This window comes from Acidovorax sp. GW821-FHT11A03 (assembly GCF_058809075.1).
This window is the reverse complement of record NZ_JBXASG010000004.1, coordinates 554,350-574,543: the sequence shown is the minus strand read 5'-3', so window position 1 is coordinate 574,543 and position 20,194 is coordinate 554,350. Positions and strand designations below refer to the sequence as shown.

General features: G+C 67.5%; 24 protein-coding genes. 13 read left to right on the top strand and 11 right to left on the bottom strand.

Annotated elements, in window-relative coordinates; genetic code table 11:
- Nucleotides 1–48: 48 nt before the first annotated feature.
- The 8 genes from AC1RVY_RS13055 to AC1RVY_RS13020 all read right to left on the bottom strand — a co-directional run bounded on the left by AC1RVY_RS13055 (nt 49) and on the right by AC1RVY_RS13020 (nt 7,260).
- Entirely contained in the window at nt 49–843 is a 795-nt protein-coding gene (locus AC1RVY_RS13055) for an amino acid ABC transporter ATP-binding protein (protein WP_255590935.1), read from the bottom strand.
- Nucleotides 827–1,480, bottom strand: coding sequence for an amino acid ABC transporter permease (locus AC1RVY_RS13050; protein ID WP_057227970.1), 654 nt, complete (start codon nt 1,478–1,480; stop codon nt 827–829). Before AC1RVY_RS13050 ends, AC1RVY_RS13055 begins: the two co-directional genes overlap by 17 nt.
- 3 nt (nt 1,481–1,483) lie before the next feature.
- A complete protein-coding gene (locus AC1RVY_RS13045) occupies nt 1,484–2,158 on the bottom strand; it encodes an amino acid ABC transporter permease (protein WP_218296480.1) in 675 nt (224 codons plus the stop codon).
- A 63-nt stretch (nt 2,159–2,221) separates the two neighbouring features.
- Complete coding sequence (locus AC1RVY_RS13040) at nt 2,222–3,043, bottom strand: transporter substrate-binding domain-containing protein (protein WP_492806796.1); 822 nt, start codon at nt 3,041–3,043, stop codon at nt 2,222–2,224.
- The gene (locus AC1RVY_RS13035) at nt 3,040–3,849 is read right to left on the bottom strand and encodes a GntR family transcriptional regulator (protein WP_218339239.1); all 810 of its coding nucleotides are present in this window, start codon (nt 3,847–3,849) and stop codon (nt 3,040–3,042) included. The genes AC1RVY_RS13040 and AC1RVY_RS13035 overlap by 4 nt, the downstream gene beginning before the upstream one ends.
- A 113-nt stretch (nt 3,850–3,962) precedes the next feature.
- Nucleotides 3,963–5,471 carry a carboxylesterase/lipase family protein gene (locus tag AC1RVY_RS13030; protein ID WP_492806795.1) on the bottom strand — a complete coding sequence of 503 codons (1,509 nt, stop codon included), beginning with the start codon at nt 5,469–5,471 and terminating at the stop codon, nt 3,963–3,965.
- Complete coding sequence (locus tag AC1RVY_RS13025) at nt 5,468–6,460, bottom strand: Bug family tripartite tricarboxylate transporter substrate binding protein (RefSeq protein WP_369641008.1); 993 nt, start codon at nt 6,458–6,460, stop codon at nt 5,468–5,470. The genes AC1RVY_RS13030 and AC1RVY_RS13025 overlap by 4 nt, the downstream gene beginning before the upstream one ends.
- 116 nt (nt 6,461–6,576) lie before the next feature.
- Nucleotides 6,577–7,260, bottom strand: a complete 684-nt coding sequence (locus AC1RVY_RS13020) for a TetR/AcrR family transcriptional regulator (RefSeq protein WP_218296475.1) — start codon at nt 7,258–7,260, stop codon at nt 6,577–6,579.
- Between the two features lie 203 nt (nt 7,261–7,463).
- On the opposite strand from AC1RVY_RS13020, the gene AC1RVY_RS13015 reads away from it, so the two are divergent.
- The 6 genes from AC1RVY_RS13015 to AC1RVY_RS12990 all read left to right on the top strand — a co-directional run bounded on the left by AC1RVY_RS13015 (nt 7,464) and on the right by AC1RVY_RS12990 (nt 12,510).
- Entirely contained in the window at nt 7,464–8,888 is a 1,425-nt protein-coding gene (locus AC1RVY_RS13015; RefSeq protein WP_218339242.1) for an FAD-binding oxidoreductase, read from the top strand.
- A 163-nt stretch (nt 8,889–9,051) separates the two neighbouring features.
- Nucleotides 9,052–9,936: a class I SAM-dependent methyltransferase gene (locus AC1RVY_RS13010; protein ID WP_255594803.1), complete on the top strand. Its 885-nt coding sequence runs from the start codon at nt 9,052–9,054 to the stop codon at nt 9,934–9,936.
- A 231-nt stretch (nt 9,937–10,167) separates the two neighbouring features.
- Nucleotides 10,168–10,725, top strand: coding sequence for a GNAT family N-acetyltransferase (locus tag AC1RVY_RS13005; RefSeq protein ID WP_492806794.1), 558 nt, complete (start codon nt 10,168–10,170; stop codon nt 10,723–10,725).
- 18 nt (nt 10,726–10,743) lie between these two features.
- Nucleotides 10,744–11,493, top strand: a complete 750-nt coding sequence (locus AC1RVY_RS13000; RefSeq protein WP_492806793.1) for a hypothetical protein — start codon at nt 10,744–10,746, stop codon at nt 11,491–11,493.
- Nucleotides 11,494–11,505: 12 nt separating this feature from the next.
- Entirely contained in the window at nt 11,506–11,697 is a 192-nt protein-coding gene (locus tag AC1RVY_RS12995; protein ID WP_492806792.1) for a metallophosphoesterase family protein, read from the top strand.
- A gap of 231 nt (nt 11,698–11,928) precedes the next feature.
- Nucleotides 11,929–12,510, top strand: a complete 582-nt coding sequence (locus AC1RVY_RS12990) for a metallophosphoesterase family protein (RefSeq protein WP_492806791.1) — start codon at nt 11,929–11,931, stop codon at nt 12,508–12,510.
- A gap of 12 nt (nt 12,511–12,522) precedes the next feature.
- Here the strand turns inward: AC1RVY_RS12990 and AC1RVY_RS12985 are convergent, their stop codons facing one another.
- Nucleotides 12,523–12,867, bottom strand: coding sequence for an antibiotic biosynthesis monooxygenase family protein (locus AC1RVY_RS12985; RefSeq protein ID WP_492806790.1), 345 nt, complete (start codon nt 12,865–12,867; stop codon nt 12,523–12,525).
- Complete coding sequence (locus AC1RVY_RS12980) at nt 12,864–13,208, bottom strand: NIPSNAP family protein (RefSeq protein WP_492806789.1); 345 nt, start codon at nt 13,206–13,208, stop codon at nt 12,864–12,866. Before AC1RVY_RS12980 ends, AC1RVY_RS12985 begins: the two co-directional genes overlap by 4 nt.
- Nucleotides 13,209–13,285: 77 nt before the next feature.
- Here AC1RVY_RS12980 and AC1RVY_RS12975 point away from each other — a divergent pair, with 77 nt between their 5' ends.
- Nucleotides 13,286–14,011: an ArsR/SmtB family transcription factor gene (locus AC1RVY_RS12975; protein WP_492806788.1), complete on the top strand. Its 726-nt coding sequence runs from the start codon at nt 13,286–13,288 to the stop codon at nt 14,009–14,011.
- Entirely contained in the window at nt 14,011–14,334 is a 324-nt protein-coding gene (locus AC1RVY_RS12970; protein ID WP_492806819.1) for a YnfA family protein, read from the top strand. The genes AC1RVY_RS12975 and AC1RVY_RS12970 overlap by 1 nt, the downstream gene beginning before the upstream one ends.
- A gap of 3 nt (nt 14,335–14,337) precedes the next feature.
- Here the strand turns inward: AC1RVY_RS12970 and AC1RVY_RS12965 are convergent, their stop codons facing one another.
- Complete coding sequence (locus tag AC1RVY_RS12965) at nt 14,338–15,183, bottom strand: FadR/GntR family transcriptional regulator (protein WP_492806787.1); 846 nt, start codon at nt 15,181–15,183, stop codon at nt 14,338–14,340.
- A gap of 262 nt (nt 15,184–15,445) precedes the next feature.
- Between AC1RVY_RS12965 and AC1RVY_RS12960 the strand changes: the two genes are divergently transcribed.
- The 5 genes from AC1RVY_RS12960 to AC1RVY_RS12940 all read left to right on the top strand — a co-directional run bounded on the left by AC1RVY_RS12960 (nt 15,446) and on the right by AC1RVY_RS12940 (nt 20,189).
- Nucleotides 15,446–16,651: an ABC transporter substrate-binding protein gene (locus tag AC1RVY_RS12960; protein ID WP_218296467.1), complete on the top strand. Its 1,206-nt coding sequence runs from the start codon at nt 15,446–15,448 to the stop codon at nt 16,649–16,651.
- Between the two features lie 187 nt (nt 16,652–16,838).
- Complete coding sequence (locus tag AC1RVY_RS12955) at nt 16,839–17,699, top strand: branched-chain amino acid ABC transporter permease (protein WP_218296466.1); 861 nt, start codon at nt 16,839–16,841, stop codon at nt 17,697–17,699.
- Nucleotides 17,700–17,707: 8 nt separating this feature from the next.
- The gene (locus AC1RVY_RS12950; protein WP_492806786.1) at nt 17,708–18,706 is read left to right on the top strand and encodes a branched-chain amino acid ABC transporter permease; all 999 of its coding nucleotides are present in this window, start codon (nt 17,708–17,710) and stop codon (nt 18,704–18,706) included.
- A complete protein-coding gene (locus tag AC1RVY_RS12945) occupies nt 18,703–19,488 on the top strand; it encodes an ABC transporter ATP-binding protein (RefSeq protein WP_218296464.1) in 786 nt (261 codons plus the stop codon). The genes AC1RVY_RS12950 and AC1RVY_RS12945 overlap by 4 nt, the downstream gene beginning before the upstream one ends.
- Nucleotides 19,485–20,189: an ABC transporter ATP-binding protein gene (locus AC1RVY_RS12940; protein WP_218296463.1), complete on the top strand. Its 705-nt coding sequence runs from the start codon at nt 19,485–19,487 to the stop codon at nt 20,187–20,189. The genes AC1RVY_RS12945 and AC1RVY_RS12940 overlap by 4 nt, the downstream gene beginning before the upstream one ends.
- The last annotated feature ends 5 nt before the right edge of the window (nt 20,190–20,194 follow it).

Below are 20,194 nucleotides of genomic sequence, written 5' to 3'. Positions count from 1 at the left end.
GTTCCAGACCGTGGGCGGGCTTTTGCGCCTGCGCGCCGAGGGCCGCCGTCAGTCGTGCAGCGAGGACAGGAATTGCTGCAGTTCAGGCGTGCGCGGGTGGCCGAACAGCTCGGCGGGCGTGCCCGTCTCGTGCACACGGCCCTGGTGCATGAAGATCACGCGGTCGCTGACCTTGCGCGCGAATGCCATCTCGTGCGTGACCATCATCAGTGTCATGCCTTCCAGCGCGAGCGACTCCACCACGCGCAGCACCTCACCCACCAATTCAGGGTCGAGCGCCGAGGTGATCTCGTCGCACAGCAGCACCTGCGGCTCCATGGCCAGGGCGCGTGCAATGGCCACGCGCTGCTGCTGCCCGCCCGAGAGCTGGTCGGGCATGGCGTCGAATTTTTCTGCCAGGCCCACGCGCTCGAGGAGCTTGCGCGCCTGCGCGGCCGCCGTGGCGGCGTCGCGCGACTTCACCAGCGTGGGGGCCAGCATGATGTTGCGGCCCACCGAAAGGTGCGGGAACAGGTTGAAGTTCTGAAAAATCATGCCCACCTGCTGGCGCAGCTCACGCATGGCCGTGGGGCTGTCGTGCATGAGCTTCTTGCCGTTGACGCTGAGGGCACCCTCCTGAAAGACCTCCAGCCCGTTCACGCAGCGCAGCAGCGTGCTCTTGCCCGAGCCGCTCTTGCCGATGATGGCGATCACCTCGCCCTTTTGCACCTTGAGGTCGATGCCCTTGAGCACCTCGTTCGTGCCGTAGGACTTGCGCAGGGCCGTGATGTCCACGATGGGCGGCGCGCCCACCACGATGCCGTCGTGGGCGGGAGCCGGGGTTGTATCAACTGCGGTTGCCATGGAGTTTCCTTTCAAGGGACTGCGCCACCAGGCTCACCGGGAAGCACAAAACAAAGTACAGCAGGGCCACGCAGGCGTAGACCAGGAAGGGCTGGTAGGTGGCGTTGGAGATCATGCTGCCGGCCTTGGTCAGCTCGACAAAGCCGATCACCGATGCCAGCGCCGTGCCCTTGATCACCTGCACCAGAAAACCCACGGTGGGCGGCACCGCAATGCGCAGTGCCTGCGGCAGCACCACATGGCGCAGCTGCTCGCCAAAGTTCAGGGCCAGGCTCTGCGCCGCCTCCCACTGGCCCTTGGGGATGGAGGCCACGCAGCCGCGCCAGATCTCCGTGAGATAGGCGCTGGTGTAGAGCGTGAGTGCCACGGCGGCGGCCGTCCACGGCGAGGTCTTGATGCCAAAGAGCGCAATGCCGAAGTACGCCAGGAACAGCTGCATGAGCAGCGGCGTGCCCTGGAACACCTGCACGTAGGCACCGATCAGGCGCTCGGTACCCCGCACCTTGGACAGGCGCAACACCAGCAGCAACAGGCCCACCAGCCCGCCGCCGATGAAGGCAATGAGCGAGAGACTGACGGTCCAGCGCGCGGCCATCAGCAGGTTGCGCAGGATGTCCCACAGAGAAAATTCCACCATGGCTTATCTCCCCACCAAGAATCGGGCACCCACCCAGATGAGCAGGCGGCGGGTCAGCATCGACAGCGCCAGGTACACGGCCGTCGCCAGGATGAACGCCTCGAACGCGCGGAAGGTGTTGCTGGAGATCAGGTTGGCCGCGTAGCTCAGTTCCGGCGTGGAGATCTGCCCGCACACGGCCGAGCCCAGCATCACGATGATGATCTGGCTCACCATGGCCGGCCACACCTTGAGCAGCGCCGGCGGCAGCACCACACGGCGGAAGGTCTGGCCGGGCGTCAGGGCCAGGCTCTGCGCGGCTTCGATCTGCCCGCGCGGCGTGGCCTCGATGCCGGCGCGGATGATCTCGGCCGAATACGCGCCCAGGTTGATCACCATGGCCAGCACGGAGGCCACCTCGGGCGAGAGCTTGAGCCCGAGCGCCGGCAGGCCGAAGAACAGGAAGAACAGCTGCACGATGAAGGGCGTGTTGCGCACCAGCTCCACATAGGCGGCCACGGCCCAGCGCAGCGGCAGCGCACGCGGCCCCAGGTTGCGGGCGCGCGCCCAGGCACAGGCCGTGCCCAGCAACAGGCCCAGCACGGTGCCCACCACCGTGAGCCCGATGGTCCAGACCACACCGCGCACCAGCAGCGGCCAGGAGGACAGCACGGCAGAGAAATCCAGCGCGATCAGCATGCGGTTGCCCTGCGGCGCTTGTCACGCCCCAGGCCTGTTCAGCAAATGGTCAGTGGTGTGCGTTCACAGGGGCAGTTCGCCGGCGGGACGGCCCAGCCACTTGCTGGAGAGCTTGTCGATGTCGCCCGACTTCTTCGCCTCGGCGATGATCTCGTTCACGCGCAGGCGCAGCTTGTCCTCGCCCTTGGCCACGCCGATGAAGTTGGGGCTGTCCTTGAGCAGCAGCTTGTACTCGGTCTGCAGGCTGGGGTTCTTCATCATGATGGTGCCGGCCGTGGACGCGCTGGTGGCGATGGCCTGCGTCTGGCCCGACACGAAGGCCGAGATGCTGGCCGCGTGGTCTTCAAAACGCTTCACGTCCACGCCGGCGGGCGCGACCTTGGCCAGTTCCTGGTCCTCCATGGCGCCGCGCGTCACGGCCACCGACTTGCCGGCCAGGTCCGCAAAACTCTTGATCGACAGGCTCTTGCCCGCGAACACGGCCTGGAAGAACGGCGCATAGGCGGCGGTGAAGTCGATCACCTTCTCGCGCTCGGGGTTCTTGCCCAGCGTGGAGATGACGAGGTCGGCCTTCTGCGTCTGCAGGTAGGGGATGCGGTTGGCGCTGGTCACGGGGATCAGTTCGACCTTCACGCCCAGCTTGGTGGCGATGTAGTTGGCCATTTCCACATCCAGGCCCTGGGGCTTGAGATCCGTGCCGACAAAGCCGTAGGGCGGATAGTCGGTGGGGATGGCGATCTTGATTTCCTTGGCCTTGAGGATGTTGTCCAGCGCGTTCTGCGCGTGGGCGGCAGGGGCCATCAGCGCGGCCGACAGGCCCGTGGCGGCAAGCACGCCCAGTGTCAGGCGGCGGGTCGAGGAAACAAAGGCACGTGGGGCGGTCATAGCAGGGCTCCTAGGTAGGTGGATGCGTCGGCGGGTGCTGCGTCCGTGTCGGACGCTTTCGGGGTGGAACTCTTGGGCGCAGCGCGGGGCTTGCGTTGCCGGGGCTGCGCGGTGGTGTCCGCTGCGGCGGCGGTGGTCTTGCGCACCGGGGCCAGCGCATCGCGCAGCCCGGCCAGCGGGTCGGTGCTGGCCTGCAGGCGCAGCGCGGATTGCACCGAGCCGATGTGCTCGGACATGAGCGCCTCGGCCTGGGCGATGTCGCCCGCCTCCAGCGCCTCGACGATGCGCACGTGGTCGGCGCACGACTGCGCGGCATCGTGCGACGACTGGTAGAGCATGGCGATCAGCGTGGTGCGCGCCGTGAAGTCGCGCAGCGTGTCGGCCAGCAGTGAATTGCCCAGGCATTCGGCCAGGCACACATGGAAGTCGCCCAGCAGGAAGCTGCGCGCGCCCACGTCGCTGCCCGCCAGCGCCGCCTTCTCGCGCTGCAGGTGGCTCCTGAGCTGGCGCACGGCCGCCTTGTCCACCGCCTTGAGCTGGTGCAGCAGGCCCAGTTCGATCACGCGGCGCGCCTCGAAGGCCTCGCGCGCCTCGTCTTCCGAGGGTTCGATCACATACCAGCCACGCCGCGCGCTCACGGTGACGATGCCGCGCGTGGACAACCGCGTGAGCGCCTCGCGCACGATGGTGCGGCTGCAGTCGAACAGCATGGCCAGCTGCTGCTCGCCCAGGCGCGAGCCGGGGGCGAGCTTTTGCGCCATCACGGCTTCGATGATGCGGTTGCTGATCTCGGTGGCGGTGGTCATTGCCGCCTGCTGATTGCAGGTTCCGTGCCAACTGGTATACAAGATGGATGCACCAGTGTGGCGCGCCAGCCTATGGCGCCCTACGGGGGCTCAGCGGACTTCGCCCTCCTTGCTCAAAGAATGCCTCGCCACAGATTGAATCTGGTGGGTTCGCTATGGATTTCGCAGCGCGATGCGCTGTTGAAATGCTGCAGCCAGGGCATGGTGCCCTCATGGCGCGCCCAGCCGGGGTCGCCCCGGCGCGCAAAACTCGCCCAGCTTTGGTGCATGGCCTGCGCCAGAGCGGCAGGCGGCGCGGCCCCCGTGAACTCTTGCCCCTGGGCAGTGTGAAGGTTGCCAAAGACAAACGGCAGCTCCACCGCGTGCGCCGCGCCCAGCCGCCCCCGCCACTGGGGGGATGCCCAGGCAAACTCATAGCGGTGGGCGCTTTGGGCCCATTCGCTGGCCAGCGCCGCGATGCGCTGTGCGGGCACGCGGTAGTAGAAATCGGACTGCAAGGCTGACAGCAGCTCGCCCGGTGTCTGCTGGGCAGCCGGCAACAGCGCCCGGCAGGCGCGAACCGCCTCCGTGGGCAAACCCACATCCTGCGCAAACGCCAGCACCTGCGCCTCGCTCACGCGGTCGATGGCGCCACCCGGCACGTGGTAAAGGCGCATCTCGTCCACATTGCTGCCCACCAGCACCTGCAGGTCCGGTGGCCGGGCCCTCCATTGCTGGCGCATCGCCTGCAGCGGCGGCGCAGCCAGCACCCGCCCATCCACCACAGGCCGCAGCGGAAAGAAGTTGCGGCCCCCGATGCCATGCCGAACCCGAAGCGACGGATCTGCTGCCAGCCTGTGGACGGCATGAAGCACCGAACCGATGGGCGCCGAGGCCAGCGTGGTGCGGCTCGGCGCCACGCCCACCAACGCACCCACTGCGCGGCGCACGGCGGCGGCTTCGTCCAGCGTTTGGCAGGCCACGCTCGGGCTTTGCAGGATGACCCTCTGGAACAAGCCGCGCGACGCTGGCATGCCCAGCAGGCACGCCAGCGCACCCGCGCCCGCCGACTGGCCAAACACCGTGACCTGCGTCGGGTCGCCACCCCAGGCCTGGACATGGTCCTGCACCCACTGCAGCGCAGCGATCTGGTCCAGCAAACCCCGGTTGGCGGGTGCACCGTCGTCCTCACCCTCGAAGTGCATGAACCCGTCCATGCCCAGCCGGTACTGCAGCGACACAAAAACCAGCCCCTGCCGGGCGAACGAAGCGCCGTCGTACAGCGGTTCGCTCGCCGAGCCGCGAAAGAAGCCGCCACCATGCACCCACACCAACACCGGCAGGCCCGCACCCGGCGCTACGGGCGGTGCCCACACATTCACGGCCAGGCAGTCCTGGCCACCCAGCATGGGTGCATCGGCTTTTGCCGTGCGGGCCAGTTGCGGCGCCATGGGCGCGAAGGTGGTGGCGTCGCGCAGGCCGGACCACGGCAACGCAGGCGCCGGTGCCGCAAAGCGCAGCGCGCCACGTGGTGCCTGGGCGTACGGCACGCCACGGAACACACGCACGCCGTGGTCCCACAGACCCCGCAGCTGGCCGCCGTGGGGCAGCGTGACCTGGGGTGCCGCTGTGCCCACTGTCATTCCGTGGCCAGGCCCAGCTTGTCGATCAAGGGCCGCCACACGGCCGCATCGCGCGAGGCCCAGGCGCGCACGTCGCCCGGCACCGAGGAAGTGAGCGTGACGTTCATGGCCTCCAGCCGCGATTTGTACTGCGCATCGCCCCGGCACTTTTCGGTGACGGCGTTGAGCTTGCTCAGCAGTTCGGGCGGCGTGCCCGCCTTGGCCACCACCGCAATCCACGCGGGCCGCGCCAGGTCGGCAGCAGGGGGCAACGCTTCGGCAATGGTGGGCACCTCCGGCAGCAGGGGCGAGCGCTGCGCGCCAAACAGCGCCAGCGGCACCAGCTTGCCCGCCTTGACCTGGGCTGCGGCCGTGCCGATGACCAGGGTCATCGCATGGATCTGCTGCCCCATCAGCGCGGTGAGGCCCGCGCCTTCGCCCACAAAGGGCACATGGGTGCCAGCCACGCCCAGGCGCTCGATGAGCGCCGAAGTCAGCAGGTGCGCCGGGCTGCCCTTGCCCGGCGACCCAAAGTTGACGCCACCCGGCGTGGCGCGCGCGAGTTTTTGCAGATCGGCCAGGCTCGCGATGCCCTGCCCCGCAGGCACGGCCAGCACCAGCGGCGACGTGCCCAGCACGGCCACGCCATCGAAATCGCGTAGCGGGTCGTACGGCGGCTGCTTGTACACATACGGCGTGATCGTCATCTGCGACATGCCGATGCTCAGCAGGCTGTAGCCGTCGGCGGGCTGGCCCTTGAGGTAGTTGATTGCCAGCACGCCGTTGGCCCCCGGCTTGTTCTGCACCACCACCGCCTGGCCCAGTTCACGCGCGGCGCAGTCGGCCCACACGCGGGTCATCGCGTCCGAGCCGCTGCCGGGCGGCTGCTGCGCAATGAGCTGGATGGGCTTGGCCGGGTACGCGCCTGGCTGTGCCACTGCGGTGCCTGCCAGCAGCACGAGGGCGCCCAGCAGCGGAATGCGGGGCGCTCGGGGGAAGGAAAGGGCCATGGTGTGTTGTCTCCTGGGTTTTTTGGGGGGGTGGCAGTGGAATGGCGTTGCACAGGCGCCTGGCGGGGCTCCCGCAAACGTGCGCAGGTGCGCGCCGGTGCGGCGGCACCCAGGGCCTAGCGGCGAGGCGCTCGCGCCTTGGCGGGCGCGGCACTGGCGGCTGCGGCTTCACAGCGGGTGGCGATCAGGTCGGCCAGGCAGGCCAGCTGGGCTTGTTGCGCAGCATCCGGCGTGTCCTGCCGCGCAGGTGCAAAAAGCTGCAGCATCCCCAGCCCGCGCAGCGAGGACAGCACCAGGCCCAGCAGGCCATCGCGGTCGGCCTCGTGGGCCAGTTCGGGAAATGCCTTGAAGAACCCGTCGCGCATGCGCGCCTGCACGCTCTGGCGCAGCTCGGCAATGTGGCCCAGCACTTCCGGCTGGTTGCGGCAGCCCAGATAGATGTTCCAGGCCACGATGAAGCGCGGCTGCGCATAGACCAGGCCCCAGACGGCCTGCACGAAAAGGGTCGCCCTCTCGCGGGGCGCCAGCGTGCTGTCGGGCCAGAGTGCGCCCGACAGCACGCTGGACTCGATCAGCTCGCTGAGCACGTTCATCATCAGCACCGCCTTGGACGTGAAGTGGTGCTGCACCGCCCCCGACGTCATGCCCGCCGACTTGGCCAGCTCATGGATGGACATCTCCTCCAGGCTGCGGTTCTGGATCACATCGATGGCCGTGGCGATCAGGTGCTGGCGGGTGGCGGCGCTGCGCTCGGCATGCGTGCGGCGCACCCCCGCCTTGGGGGAAACACGGTGGTTCATGGCGCTTTCACAATATACATTTCAAACGTAATGTATTTAAGCGAACACCCGCGAACAAGCCCGTGAATACCCGCACCACGCCGCGCAGTGCCCGCGCGCCTTGTGCACCCGCGGGGTCCGGGCCAGCTTGCACCTGCCTGACCACTGCCATGGCGCCACGCAAAGGCCGGTGGTATTCTTTTCGACCACCCTGGAGACAACCCATGAACGCCCCCACCGCCGCCGCCCACCTTCTCCCCGAAATCAACCTGCGCGAAGTGCCCCAGGCCCTCATCGAAGCGCTGCAGACCCGCTTTGGTGCGCGGTGCTCGCTGGCCCAGGCCGTGCGCGAGCAGCATGGCCGGGACGAAGGTTCCTTCCAGGCGCCGCCACCTTCCGCTGTCGTGTTCGCCGAGAGCACGCAGGACGTGGCCGACGCCGTGAAGCTGGCCAGCCAGTACGAGGTGCCGGTGATTCCCTACGGCGCCGGCTCCTCGCTCGAAGGCCACCTGCTGGCCGTGCAGGGCGGCATCAGCATTGACGTGAGCCGCATGAACCAGGTGTTGAGCATCAATGCCGAAGACCTCACCGTGACCGTGCAGCCCGGCATCACGCGCAAGCAGCTCAACGATGCGATCAAGGACACGGGCCTGTTCTTCCCCATCGACCCCGGCGCCGATGCCAGCATTGGCGGCATGAGCGCCACGCGCGCCAGCGGCACCAACGCCGTGCGCTACGGCACCATGCGCGAGAACGTGCTGGCGCTGCAGGTGGTCACGGCCAGCGGCGAAGTCATCCACACCGGCACGCGCGCCAAGAAGAGCAGCGCGGGCTACGACCTCACGCGCCTGATGGTGGGCAGCGAGGGCACGCTGGGCATCATGACCGAGATCACCGTGCGCCTGTACCCGCTGCCCGAGGCCGTGAGCGCCGCGATCTGCTCGTTCCCGAGCATCGAGGCCGCCGTGCACACCGTGATCCAGACCATCCAGCTCGGCGTGCCGATCGCGCGCGTGGAACTCATCGACCACCACACGGTGCGCATGGTCAACGCGCACAGCAAGCTCACCCTGCGCGAAGAACCCATGCTACTGATGGAGTTCCACGGTTCGCCATCGAGCGTGAAGGAGCAGGCCGAGACGGTGCAGGACATCGCCAGCGAGTTTGGCGGCAATGCCTTTGAATGGGCCAGCACGCCCGAGGAACGCACGCGCCTGTGGACCGCGCGGCACAACGCCTACTTCGCCGCCGTGCAAAGCCGCCCCGGCTGCCGCGCCATCAGCACCGACACCTGCGTGCCCATCAGCCGCCTGGCCGACTGCCTGCTCGACTCGGTGCAGGAAGCCGAGGACAGCGGCATCCCTTACTTCCTGGTGGGCCATGTGGGCGACGGCAACTTCCACTTTGGCTACCTGCTCGACCCCAACATCCCCGAAGAGCGCGTGACCGCGGAAGACCTGAACCACAAGCTGGTGGCCCGCGCGCTGAGCATGGGCGGCACCTGCACGGGCGAGCACGGCGTGGGCCTGCACAAGATGGGCTTCCTGCTCGATGAAACCGGGGCTGGCGCGGTGGACATGATGCGCGCCATCAAGCGGGCGCTGGACCCGAAGAACATCCTGAATCCGGGAAAAATCTTCGCGCTGTAGCCGCCGCGTGGCACAGCCCCCGTCCCGGGCGGCCCATGCTGCCCTTCGAAAGCTGTGCGCATCCGCAAGACGGGCCGCGGGCGAGTCCCATGGCCCGCGCTAGCGCCGCGGCGGCGGTCTTGATGCCCCCGGGAAGACGTCGGGTGCCTTCTAGAATGAAGGAATGATCAAATACTCCTTCCCAGCCGCGCCGGTGACGTACCGGCCCGCCGCCAGCCCCCCCGCCACCATGGCCGGCGAGTTGATCGACTACCAGGCGTGCCCGTTGTGCGAGAGCAAGGCCTTTCGGCCGCTGCGCAGCGCGGACTGTTCCCACCACCCTCGCTACAGCCAAGAACTCTCCCGCACCATGCATTGGAGCCAATGCACGGCGTGCCAGCATGTTTTTCGCAGCGGCTACTACTCCGAAGCGGCGCTGAATGTCGTTTTCCGTGGCACCAACGAATCCCAGGTGGTGGGCTATGACCTGGAACGGCAGCGCTATGTGTCTGCGCAGATGATCGAGAAGGTGCTGTCATACCAGACGGGAGGCACGTGGCTGGACGTGGGGTTTGGGAATGCATCGCTTCTGTTCACCGCACAGGAGTACGGCTTCGATCCCGTGGGCCTGGACCTGCGTCCGCAATCGGTGGAAGAGCTGCGCAGATGGGGGGTGGCGGCCCATTGCCAGGACGTCACAGGGTTCGAGCTGCCGCGGCCGGCCAGTGTGGTCAGCATGGCGGATGTGCTGGAGCACATGCCGTTTCCCAAGGTGGGTCTGCATGCCGCCCACCGGCTGCTGCAACCCGGGGGGGTGCTGCTGATCTCCCTGCCCAACCTGGGCTCCTTGGTCTGGAAGGCGCTGGATGCGAACAACGCGAACCCCTACTGGGGTGAAATCGAGCACTATCACAACTTTGACCGCGACCGGCTGTACGCGCTGCTGGCCGAATGTGGCTTCCGGCCCGTGCGCTATGGCATCAGCCAACGCTACCGCGTGTGCATGGAAGTGATTGCCGTGAAGGTCGGGGCGGACAGCGCACACCACACACCGCCACAACTGCCATGACCCACGGAAATCCCGATGAGGGGCCTTGGCTTGCGGCCCGCTGGAGGGAGGGCGCCGGCTCTGGTCCAGTGGCCGCTTGACACGCCGCGGATGGGATGGCCGGTGGCGGCCCTCCGTGCGGGGCTCGCGCTCCGCCCCCCATCTTTGCGGCAGTGTCATGGCAAAAGGCCGCACGGCGCCGTGTCAGAAAGCGCACGTTGTCCCGCCGAAATCTCCAAGACGAAAGAGCCCATGCAGAACGCCAGCCCCGCAGAACGCGCACTTCAGGTCGCCCTGGTCGCCGAACACCAGCATGCCTCGCTGGCCAACCTGCTGTGTGAGCTGCACGCCTTCTACAACGAAGGCGCCACGCCCTCTCGGCAGGTGGTGATGGAGCACCTCCGCCAGAACCTCCTGGCGCCCGGCTCCGCCCAGCGTTTGCTGGTGGCTTCGCGCAGCGACGGCGTTGTGGTGGGCCTGGCGGCGTTCTCGCTGGTGTATTCGCTGGTCGAATTTGCAGAGGAGCAGCGCAGGCATTGCCAGCTCAAAGAGCTGTACGTGAGTTCGGCCGAGAGAAGCCAGGGGACTGGCCGGGCGCTCATGTCCGGGCTCGCCCGATATGCCTTGGACCACGGCTGCCGCCGCATCGACTGGCCTGTGAAGGCGTCGAACGCCAGGGGAATCCTGTTCTACGAAAGCCTCGGTGCCCAGCGTGTGGCCGAACGGCTCAGCTACCGGCTGACTGCGCCCGCACTGGGCCGGCTGGCCCAGGACCGTGGATGTGCCGGCGCAGGGCCCGCACTGAACTGAAAACCGGAGACCTGCGCCTTGTTTCGATCTTTCGTCCTTCTGCTCGCCCTGCTGGGCGGCGCGGCCTTCGGCGGGTTGCTGCTGGTGTCGCTGCTGCAACCCACCTGGATTGAACGCGGCGCGCGCGAGCTCATCCGCCAGCACATCGAGCACAAGACGGGCGAGAAGCTCCAGGCCCTGGACGAACGCTTCCTGAACGCACAAGCACAGGTCTTCTTGCGCGGCAAGGAACAGGAGATCGACGCCGCGCGCAAGGCGCTGTCGGCCGGCCTACCCGCCCGGGTCGCCGCCATTGCGGCCGAGATGGGGATCCCGGCCTGCGAATGCCGCAAACGGCGGCAGCAGCGGCTGGAGCTGCAGATCGGCACCGCGCAGCAGATGCAGGCCCAGCTCGATGCGCTGATCCGCAGCGCCTACATGGATACGGCCGAGAAGCTGCTGCGCGAATTGCGCATCTTCAGCGGTGCCAATGCCCTGGCGTTCGCCCTGCTGGGCCTGGCCGCATGGCGGCGGCCCCACGGCGCGACTGGGGCATCGCTGGTGCCGGCCACCGCCACGCTCCTCGTGGCAACGCTGGCGAGCAGCGCTGTCTACCTCTGGGGCCAGAACTGGCTGCAGACCATCGTGTTCGGCAGCTATGTGGGCTGGGCGCAACTGGCCTACATCGCGCTGGTGTACGCGTGGCTGTGCGATCTCTTGTTCAACCGGGCGCGCGTCAGCCTGCACCTGTGCCAGGGCAGCCTGAGCGGCGCTGCGACCCCCTGCTGAAAGCCACCACCCATGCGCATGGCCCTCGTCTCCGACATTCATGGCAACCTCGCCGCACTGGAAGCGGTGGCCGCAGACATCCGCCGCCGGGGCGCTGACCAGGTGGTGAACCTGGGCGACAACCTCCAAGAACCTGTTCAAGGTGTTTTCGGGGTCGCACAAGTACCTTGCCGGGATGGGATGCTAGACGCAGTGCGCAGTTGATAGCTTGGCTATCAACAAGCGCCGCAACGCCGCAGACCGCCCGGCAAGGCACTTGCCCGAAGGGTTGGAGTGAAATCGGGCGATTGAATGCCCCGGCTGCTTGCATGGGCACGAGCCCATGCAGCGCATCCGAGGCATCCACTCATCCCGATTGCACTTCAATGCGATTCCCGAAAACACCTTGAACAGGTTCTCGGCCCGCTGCTGCCGCGCGAGACGGCGCAGTGGCTGATGGCGTCGGGCTGGCTATCACTGGCGGGCAACCACGAGCGCCAGGTTCTGGAACTGCGCCCCGGGCGCGGCGGCCCTTCGGACCAGTACGCGCACGCACAGCTCACCGAGGCGGAGTTCACCTGGCTGCGCACGCTCAAGGCCTGGCATCGCTTCAGCGACGACATTTACCTGTGCCACGGCTCGCCGCGCAGCGACCACGAATATCTGCTGGAAACATTGGACGGCAGCACACTGCGCCTGGCCACCCCAGCAGAGATATCCGACCGGCTGGGCGGCGAGCATTCACCCGTCATCGCATGCGGCCACACCCACGTGCCCCGCGCCGTGCGGCAGTGTGCAAGCCTGCTGGTCAACCCCGGCAGCGTGGGACTGCAGGCCTACAGCGATGACCACCCCGTGCCCCATGCGGTGCAGACCGGGACACCCGACGCACGCTATGCCTTCATCGAACAGCGCGCAGACGGCTGGCATCGCGAACACATTTGCGTGCCCTATGACTACGCGGCCATGGCGGCGCTGGCCCGGCAACGCGGCCGCCCGGACTGGGAGCACGCGCTGCTCACTGGCTACGCCGCTTAGCCCGCGCGCCCATCAGCCGTGCACTGACCGCGAATCTGCGGGAGTCTGGTCACGGTCATGCATGCCGTAGTCGCGCACCACGGCGGCAACGCGCAGGCGGTAGTTGTCGAAGATCCGCTCGCGGCCGGCTTTCTGCGTGGCGCGGTGGGCTTCCATCTGGCGCCATTGCGCCACTGCCTCCTCGTCACGCCAGAACGAAAGCGACAGCAGCTTGCCGGGAGCACTGAGGCTCTCGAACCGTTCGATGGAGACAAACCCATCGATCTGCTCGAGCAAAGGCCGCAACGCAGCGGCAGCGCCCAGATAAGCGTCCTGCTGGCCCGGAGCGGGCTGTACCTCGAAAATGACAGCGATCATGCCCTGAGCTCCAACGGGCGTGCGGGCAGGCCCAGCGTGCCTTCCACGCCCTGCGTGAAACTGCGCTCCTCGCGCAGGATGAAGCGCTTTTCCTGCGCCATGGCGAAGTTGGCGCGGCCGTCCGGGTCGGTGCGCAAGCGGGCGCGGTAGGCCTCGTAGGCGGCCAGCGACTCGAAACCGATGAGCCCCCAGGCCTCGTAGTTGCTGCCCTCGTGCGGCAGGAAGTAGCCGATCAGGTGGCCGCCGCAGCGCGGGATGATCTGGCCCCAGCGGCGTGCGTATTCGGCGAACAGCTCGCGCTGGAAGGGGTCGATGTCGTAACGGATGAAGCAGGTGATCATGGTACGTGGCCCAGTGCGTTGTGAGGACCTCACGATAGGCGCTTGACGGCCCGTGATGGTTCGCTCAACATCGAACCATGAAAGATGGTCCCCACATTGCGCGCATCGCCGCGCTCATCGGCGACGCCGGTCGCGCCGAAGTCCTCACCGCGCTGATGTCCGACCGCGCGCTCACGGCCACCGAGCTGGCCGAAGTTGCCGGCGTCACCAAGCAGACCATCAGTGCCCACCTGGCCAAGCTGCTCGATGCAGGCCTGCTGACTGTCGAGCACCAGGGCCGCCACCGCTACTTCCGGCTGGCCGACCGCGATGTGGCACACCTGCTGGAATCGCTGATGAACGTGGCCTTCCGCGCGGGCGCGGTGCGCCTGCGCTCCAGCCCGCGCGAGCCTGCCTTGCGCCGCGCACGCATGTGCTACGACCACCTGGCCGGCGAAGTGGGCGTGCAGTTTTATGAAGCCCTGGTGCGCCAGGGGCTGCTGCAGACCACGCCCCAGGGTGCGGCGGTAACGCCCGCCGGCGCGCAATGGTTTGCCCAGGTCGGGATCGACACCCCCGCCCTGGCCCAGCAGCGGCGCATGCTGTGCCGCCCTTGCCTGGACTGGAGCGAACGCCGCCACCACCTGGGCGGCGCGCTGGGGGCTGCGCTGCTGCAGCGGCTCTTCGAGGGCGGCTGGGCACACCGCGCACAGGGCTCGCGCGTGGTGCATTTCACGCCCAAGGGTGAGCTGGCGTTGCGCCAGTGGCTGGCCACCACCTCCAACGCATCCCCATCCATCCCCCTCCTCGGCCCCGGGACATGATGAAGACCCTGCTGCTTTTCATCGCCACCGCCCTGGCTGAAATCGTGGGCTGCTACCTGCCTTGGCTGTGGCTCAAGCAGGGCAAGCCCATGTGGCTGCTGCTGCCCGCGGCACTGAGCCTTGGTCTGTTCGCATGGTTGCTCACCTTGCACGACACGGCAGGCGCGGGGCGCGTTTACGCGGCCTATGGCGGGGTCTACATCGGCGTGGCCCTGGCGTGGCTGTGGTTGGTGGACGGCATCCGGCCCACGCCGTGGGACGTGGCGGGCGTGCTGGTCGCGCTGGCGGGCATGGCGCTTATCGTGCTGCAACCCGCGCGCTGACACCTATTCCCCGGCCTTCGGCAACTTCACGCCCTTGGTGGCCTTGGGCCGCACATGGGCCGAGCGCGGACTGCGCAGGGTGTCGGCATCGAGGATCAGCCGGCCCTGGATGCGCCCCTTCATGCGCTTGACGCTGCTGGCCGCGTCCTGCATGTGGCGCGCCATCAGCGTGCGCACGGTCTCCACGTCGCGCGCGCGTGCGGCCCGCACGATCTCGCGGTGAAAATTGGCATTCACTTCGCCAAAGCGCCGGTGCTCGGCCTTGGGCGTGCGGTTGCCGTAGACGATGAGCTGGCGCAGCATCTCGTTGATCAGCTCGCAATTGAAGCGCAGGAACGGATTCGGGTTGGCCGCGGCCAGGATGTCGTGGAAGTTCACGTCCTCGCGCCGCTGGCTGAGCATGTCCTCACTGCTCGACGCCGGGTCGCAGCAGGCGATGGAGTGCTCCAGCGCCTCGAAATCGGCCTCGGTCAGGTGCGGCACGGCGCCGGCGGCCAGCTCGGGCTCCAGGAACTGGCGCACGGCGTAGATGTTGTCGATGGTCACTTCCTGGAAGAACAGGTAGTTCTGCATGAACTGCAAGGTGCGGTCCAGCGGCACCTCGGCGATGGTGCCCCCGCCCGAGGGGCCGGTGGAGATGGTCACCAGCCCCTGCACCTCCAGCGACTTGAGCGCCTCGCGGATGGTGCCCTTGCTCACCTCGAACTGCGCCTGCAGCTCGCTCTCGCGCGGCAGGCGGTCGCCCGGGCTCAGGTTCTTCTCGGTGATGAGGCGCTTGATCTCCTGCGCCACCAGGTCGGGGCGCTTGAGGGCTTTGAGCGGCTTCTGTGTGGACGTTTTGGTTGCCATGTTCAGGGAATTGTCGTTGGTCGGCCGGCAGCCACGGCGGTGCCTCCGCGCGGCGAAGTACCGCCCATGGTGCAGTGTATGCACCGCAAGGGGGCAGCGGAAGGGATGCAGGGTTTCCACGCACGGTGTTTATTCTATTTATCACTATAAATAGCAGAAATGAGCGCCAACGACGCTCTGCGGCGGTGGCACGCAGTGTGCTTTGCACAAGCCGTGCCCCGCTATCGGCCAGCCGGCCTCAACCCCTCCACAGGAGCCCCCCATGCACCGTCGCCACCTCTTGCAACTCTCCGCCCTGGGCGCACTGCCCGCATCGCTGGGCCTGGCCCAGAGCGCCTGGGCGCAGTCCAGCGGTGCCATCCAGTTCGGCTGCCCGGTGCCCATGTCGGGCGCGTTCGCGGCCAACGGCAAGTTCGCCGACCTGGGCATGAAGCTGGCCATCGAGCAGTACGGCACGGTCCTCAAGCGCCCCCTGGCCTACACGGTGCTGGACACGGAAGGCAAGCCGGCCACGGCCGTGCGCAAGGTGCAGGAGTCCTCGCAGCAGCAGGGCACGCGCTTCTTCGCGGGCGGCATCCTGTCGTCCGAATCGCTGGCCATGGGCAAGGAGGCCGAGAAGGCCGGCGGCATCTTCATCACCACCGCCGGCGCCGACGAGATCACGGGCAAGGACTGCAACGCCGCCACCTTCCGCTGGTCGGTGCCCACCTTCGGCGCCATCGAGCAGACGGTGCGCCCCCTGGCCGAGGCCCTGCCCAAGGCCAAGCGCTGGTACACCATCACGCCGCAGTACGTGTTCGGCGACGGCCTGCTGTCGGCCGCCAAGAACATCTTCAAGGAAAAGGGCCTGGAGCATGTGGGCAACAGCTACCACTCGCTGACCGAAAAGGAGTTCAGCGGCTACCTGACCAACGCCATGGCCGCCAAGCCCGACGTGCTGCTGCTGCTGAACTTCGGCTCGCAGTCGTCCGACGCGCTGCGCCAGGCCGTGAGCTTCGGCATGCACAAGAACATGACCATCCTGGTGGCCTGGGCCTCGGGGCTGGAGCAGTTCGAGTCGCTGGGTGCCGACCTGTGCGAAGGCATCTACTTCGGCGCGCAGTACTGGCACACGGCCAATGCGCCGCTCAACCTCGACCTGGTCAAGCGCAGCAACGACAAGTTCAAGTCCAACCCCAACTACAGCCTGGCGGGCTCGTACATCTGTACCAAGCTCATGATCGACGGCATCATCAAGGCCGGCACGGTGGAGCCCAAGGCCGTGATCGCCGCCATGGAAGGCATGAAGTACCAGGGCCTGACGGGCGACGAAGAGATCCGCAAGGGCGACCACCAGGTGCTCAAGAACTACTACCTGCTCAAGGGCAAGGCCAAGGCGAAGATGGCCAACAAGGACGACTACGTGGACGTGGTCAGCTCGGGCAAGTCCTTCCTGCCCCTGGACCAGACCGGCTGCAAGCTCACCTGACACGTATCGGCCTTCAACCGGCTGGCGTCGCTGGGAAGCCTTGCCGTGCTAACGCACTGTCTGCGGCTTCCCGCCTGGCCATCCGGCTGAATGCAAACCCGCGGTGACGCTCGCAAGCTCTGCCGCATCGCCCTCCTCCACGGCCCGCAGCCGCGCGTCTTGGGATTTTTCCTTCCATCTCTCGCCCATGAACATCTACCTGCTACAGGCCATCAACGGGATCGGCATCGGCATGCTGTACTTCCTGCTGGCGGTCGGCCTGTCCATCGTGTTCGGCCTGCTGCGCTTCGTGAACTTCGCGCACGGGGCGTTCTACCTGCTGGGCGCCTACTTCTGCTTCCAGATGACGCGCTGGGGCCTGAGCTTTTGGCTGGCGCTGGCCGTGGTGCCACTGGTCGTGGGCGCCCTGGGCTGGCTCACCGAAAAGCTGGTGCTGCGCCACGTGTATTCCAAGCCGCACGAGTTCCACATCCTCGTCACCGTGGGCCTGGCCCTGGCGATCCAGGAGCTGGTGATCCTGCAATGGGGGCCGCTCGGCGACAGCGTGCCGGTGCCCGACCTGCTGCAGGGCGTGGTCATGTGGGGCGGCATCGTCTACCCCAAGTACCGGCTGTTCGTGATCGGTTTCACCGCCGTGCTGGCCGTGGGCCTGTGGTACGTGCTCGAAGGCACGCGCCTGGGCAGCGCGGTGCGCGCGGGCAGCGAGTCGACGGAGATGGTCTCGCTGCTCGGCATCAACGTGTTCCGCATCTTCAGCCTGGTGTTCGCGCTGGGTGCGGCCACTGCGGCGATTGCCGGCGTGCTGGCCGCCCCCATGCGCGGGGCCGAGCCCTTCATGGGCATCGAGGCGCTGGGCGTGGCCTTCATCGTGGTGGTGGTCGGGGGCATGGGCAGCTTTGCCGGCGCGCTGATCGGCGGCCTGCTGATCGGCATCGTGCAGAGCGTGATGAGCACCGTGTGGCCCGAGGGGGCGCGCCTGATGATCTACATCGCCATGGCCGCCGTGCTGCTGCTGCGCCCGCATGGCCTGCTGGGCCGCAAAGGATGAACACCGCCATGACGATTTTTCACAAGAATTCCCACCTGCTGCTGGCCCTGGCCGTGGTGCTGGTGATGCCGTTGACCATGCAATCGGGCTCGCTGGCCAGCGAGGTGCTGATCTATGGCCTGGCCGCCATGGGCTGCAACCTGCTGCTGGGCCACACCGGGCTGCTGTCCTTCGGGCAGGGCATCTTCTTCGGCCTGGGCAGCTACACCATCGCCCTCACGCTCACGCGCTGGCCCCTGCCCATGCCGCTGGCCCTGGCGCTCGCCGTGGTGATGGGCGCGCTGGGCGCGGCCATCGTGGGCTGGGTGGCCATCCGCCAGCGCGGCACCTACTTCGTGATGCTGACCCTGGCCTTCGCGCAGATGTTCTACTTTCTCGCCTACTCCATGCCTGGCATCACGGGCGGCGACAACGGGCTGATGGACATCCCGCGCCCCTCGCTGGCCGTGGGCGGCTTCACGCTGTGGCCGCTGGCCTCGCCCTGGCAGTACTACGGCTTCGTGGCCACGGTGTTCCTGGTGGCCTTCTGGCTGCTGCAGAAGGTGTCGGCCTCGGTCTTCGGGCGCACGCTGCTGGCGGTGCGCGACAACGAGGAGCGCGCGGGCGCCATCGGCTACAACCTCAAGCTGCTCAAGCTGCAGGCCTTCGTGATCTCGGGCGCGGTGACGGGCCTGGCCGGCGCGCTGCACGCCATGATGACGGGCATCGCCCCGCTGGCGAGCGCCGAGTACCACACCAGCGAGATGATCCTCGTCATGACGGTGATCGGCGGCACGGGTAACCTGCTGGCCTCGCTGCTCGGCTCGGCCTTCTACCTGCTGGTGGGCGACTGGCTGTCCACGCTGTGGCCGCGCTGGCTGCTGATTCTGGGTGTGGTGCTGATGGTGGTGAGCCTCGGCATGCAGCGCGGCCTGTGGGGCCTGGGCGAGTCGGCCTGGAACCTGCTGCGCGGCAAGGGCCGTGGCGGCAAGGCCGACGCATCTGCCACGCAAGGAGGCCACGCATGAGCACCGCCACCCCCTCCCCCATCCTGCTCGAAGCCGTGGGCGTGGAAAAACGCTACGACAAGTTCGCCGCACTGGCGGGCGTGGACCTCAAGGTGCGCGCCAACACGGTCCATTCGGTCATCGGCCCCAACGGCGCCGGCAAGACCACGCTGTTCCACATGCTCACGGGCACCAAGAACGTGAGCGGCGGGCGCATCGTGTTCGACGGGCACGACGTGACGCACGAGCCCGACCACCGCCGCGTGCAGCGCGGCATGGCGCGCTCCTTCCAGGTGACGAGCCTGTTCCTGACGCTGCCCGTGCGCGAGAACCTGCGCCTGGCCGCCCAGGGCACCGCGCCGCGCCATGCACTCAACTGCTGGCATGCGCCGCAGGGCGCGCGCTCGCAGGCCGAGGTGGTGGCCAGCGTGCTGGCGCGCCTGGGGCTGGAGCGCCATGCCGACACGCCGGTGGGCAACCTCTCGCACGGCCAGCAGCGCCGGCTGGAGGTGGGCATGGCGCTGGCCGCGCGGCCCAAGGCGATCTTCCTGGACGAGCCCACCTCGGGCATGGGCATCGACGACCTGGATGACATGAAGCGGCTGATCCAGGGACTCAAGGACGAGCACACCGTGGTACTCATCGAGCACAACATGAACATCGTGATGGACATCTCCGACACCGTGACGGTGATGCAGCAGGGCCGCGTGCTGGCCGAAGGGCACCCGCACGCGATCCGCAGCGACGACCGGGTGCGCAGCGCCTACCTGGGCAACATGATCACGGGGGGCAAGGCGGCATGACGATCCTCGACATCCAGGGGCTTCACGCCCATTACGGCAAGAGCCATGTGCTGCAGGGCGTGGACCTGCGCGTGGGCGACGGCGAGCTGGTCACCCTGCTCGGGCGCAACGGCGCGGGCAAGACCACCACGCTCAAGAGCATCTGCGGCGTGGTTCCGCCCACCCAGGGCCGTGTGCGCTTTGCGGGCGACGAGGTGCAGGGCCTGGCCACGCATGCCATCGCCCAGCGCGGCGTGTGCCTGGTGCCCGAGCACCGCGGCATCTTCAAGCTGCTCACGGTGGAGGAGAACCTGCTGCTGGGCCAGCGCAAGCGCTCGCCCTGGCAGTTGCCGGACATCTACCGCATCTTTCCGCGCCTCAAGGAGCGGCGCGGCAATGGCGGCGGCCAGCTCTCGGGCGGCGAGCAGCAGATGCTGGCCATCGGCCGCGCGCTGATGAATGCGCCGCGCCTGTTGATGCTGGACGAGCCCGTGGAAGGGCTTGCCCCGGTGATCGTGGAAGAGATCGTGGCGCAGCTCAAGACCATCAAGGCCGCGGGCGTGGCCATCCTGCTGGTGGAGCAGAACCTGGAGGTCTGCACCCAGCTGGCCGACCGGCATTACGTGATCGAGCAGGGCGCCATCGTGCACGAGGCGGACAACACCGCCTTTCTCGCCGACGACGCCATCAAGGACCGCTATCTGGGCGTGGGCCTGGCATAGATTTT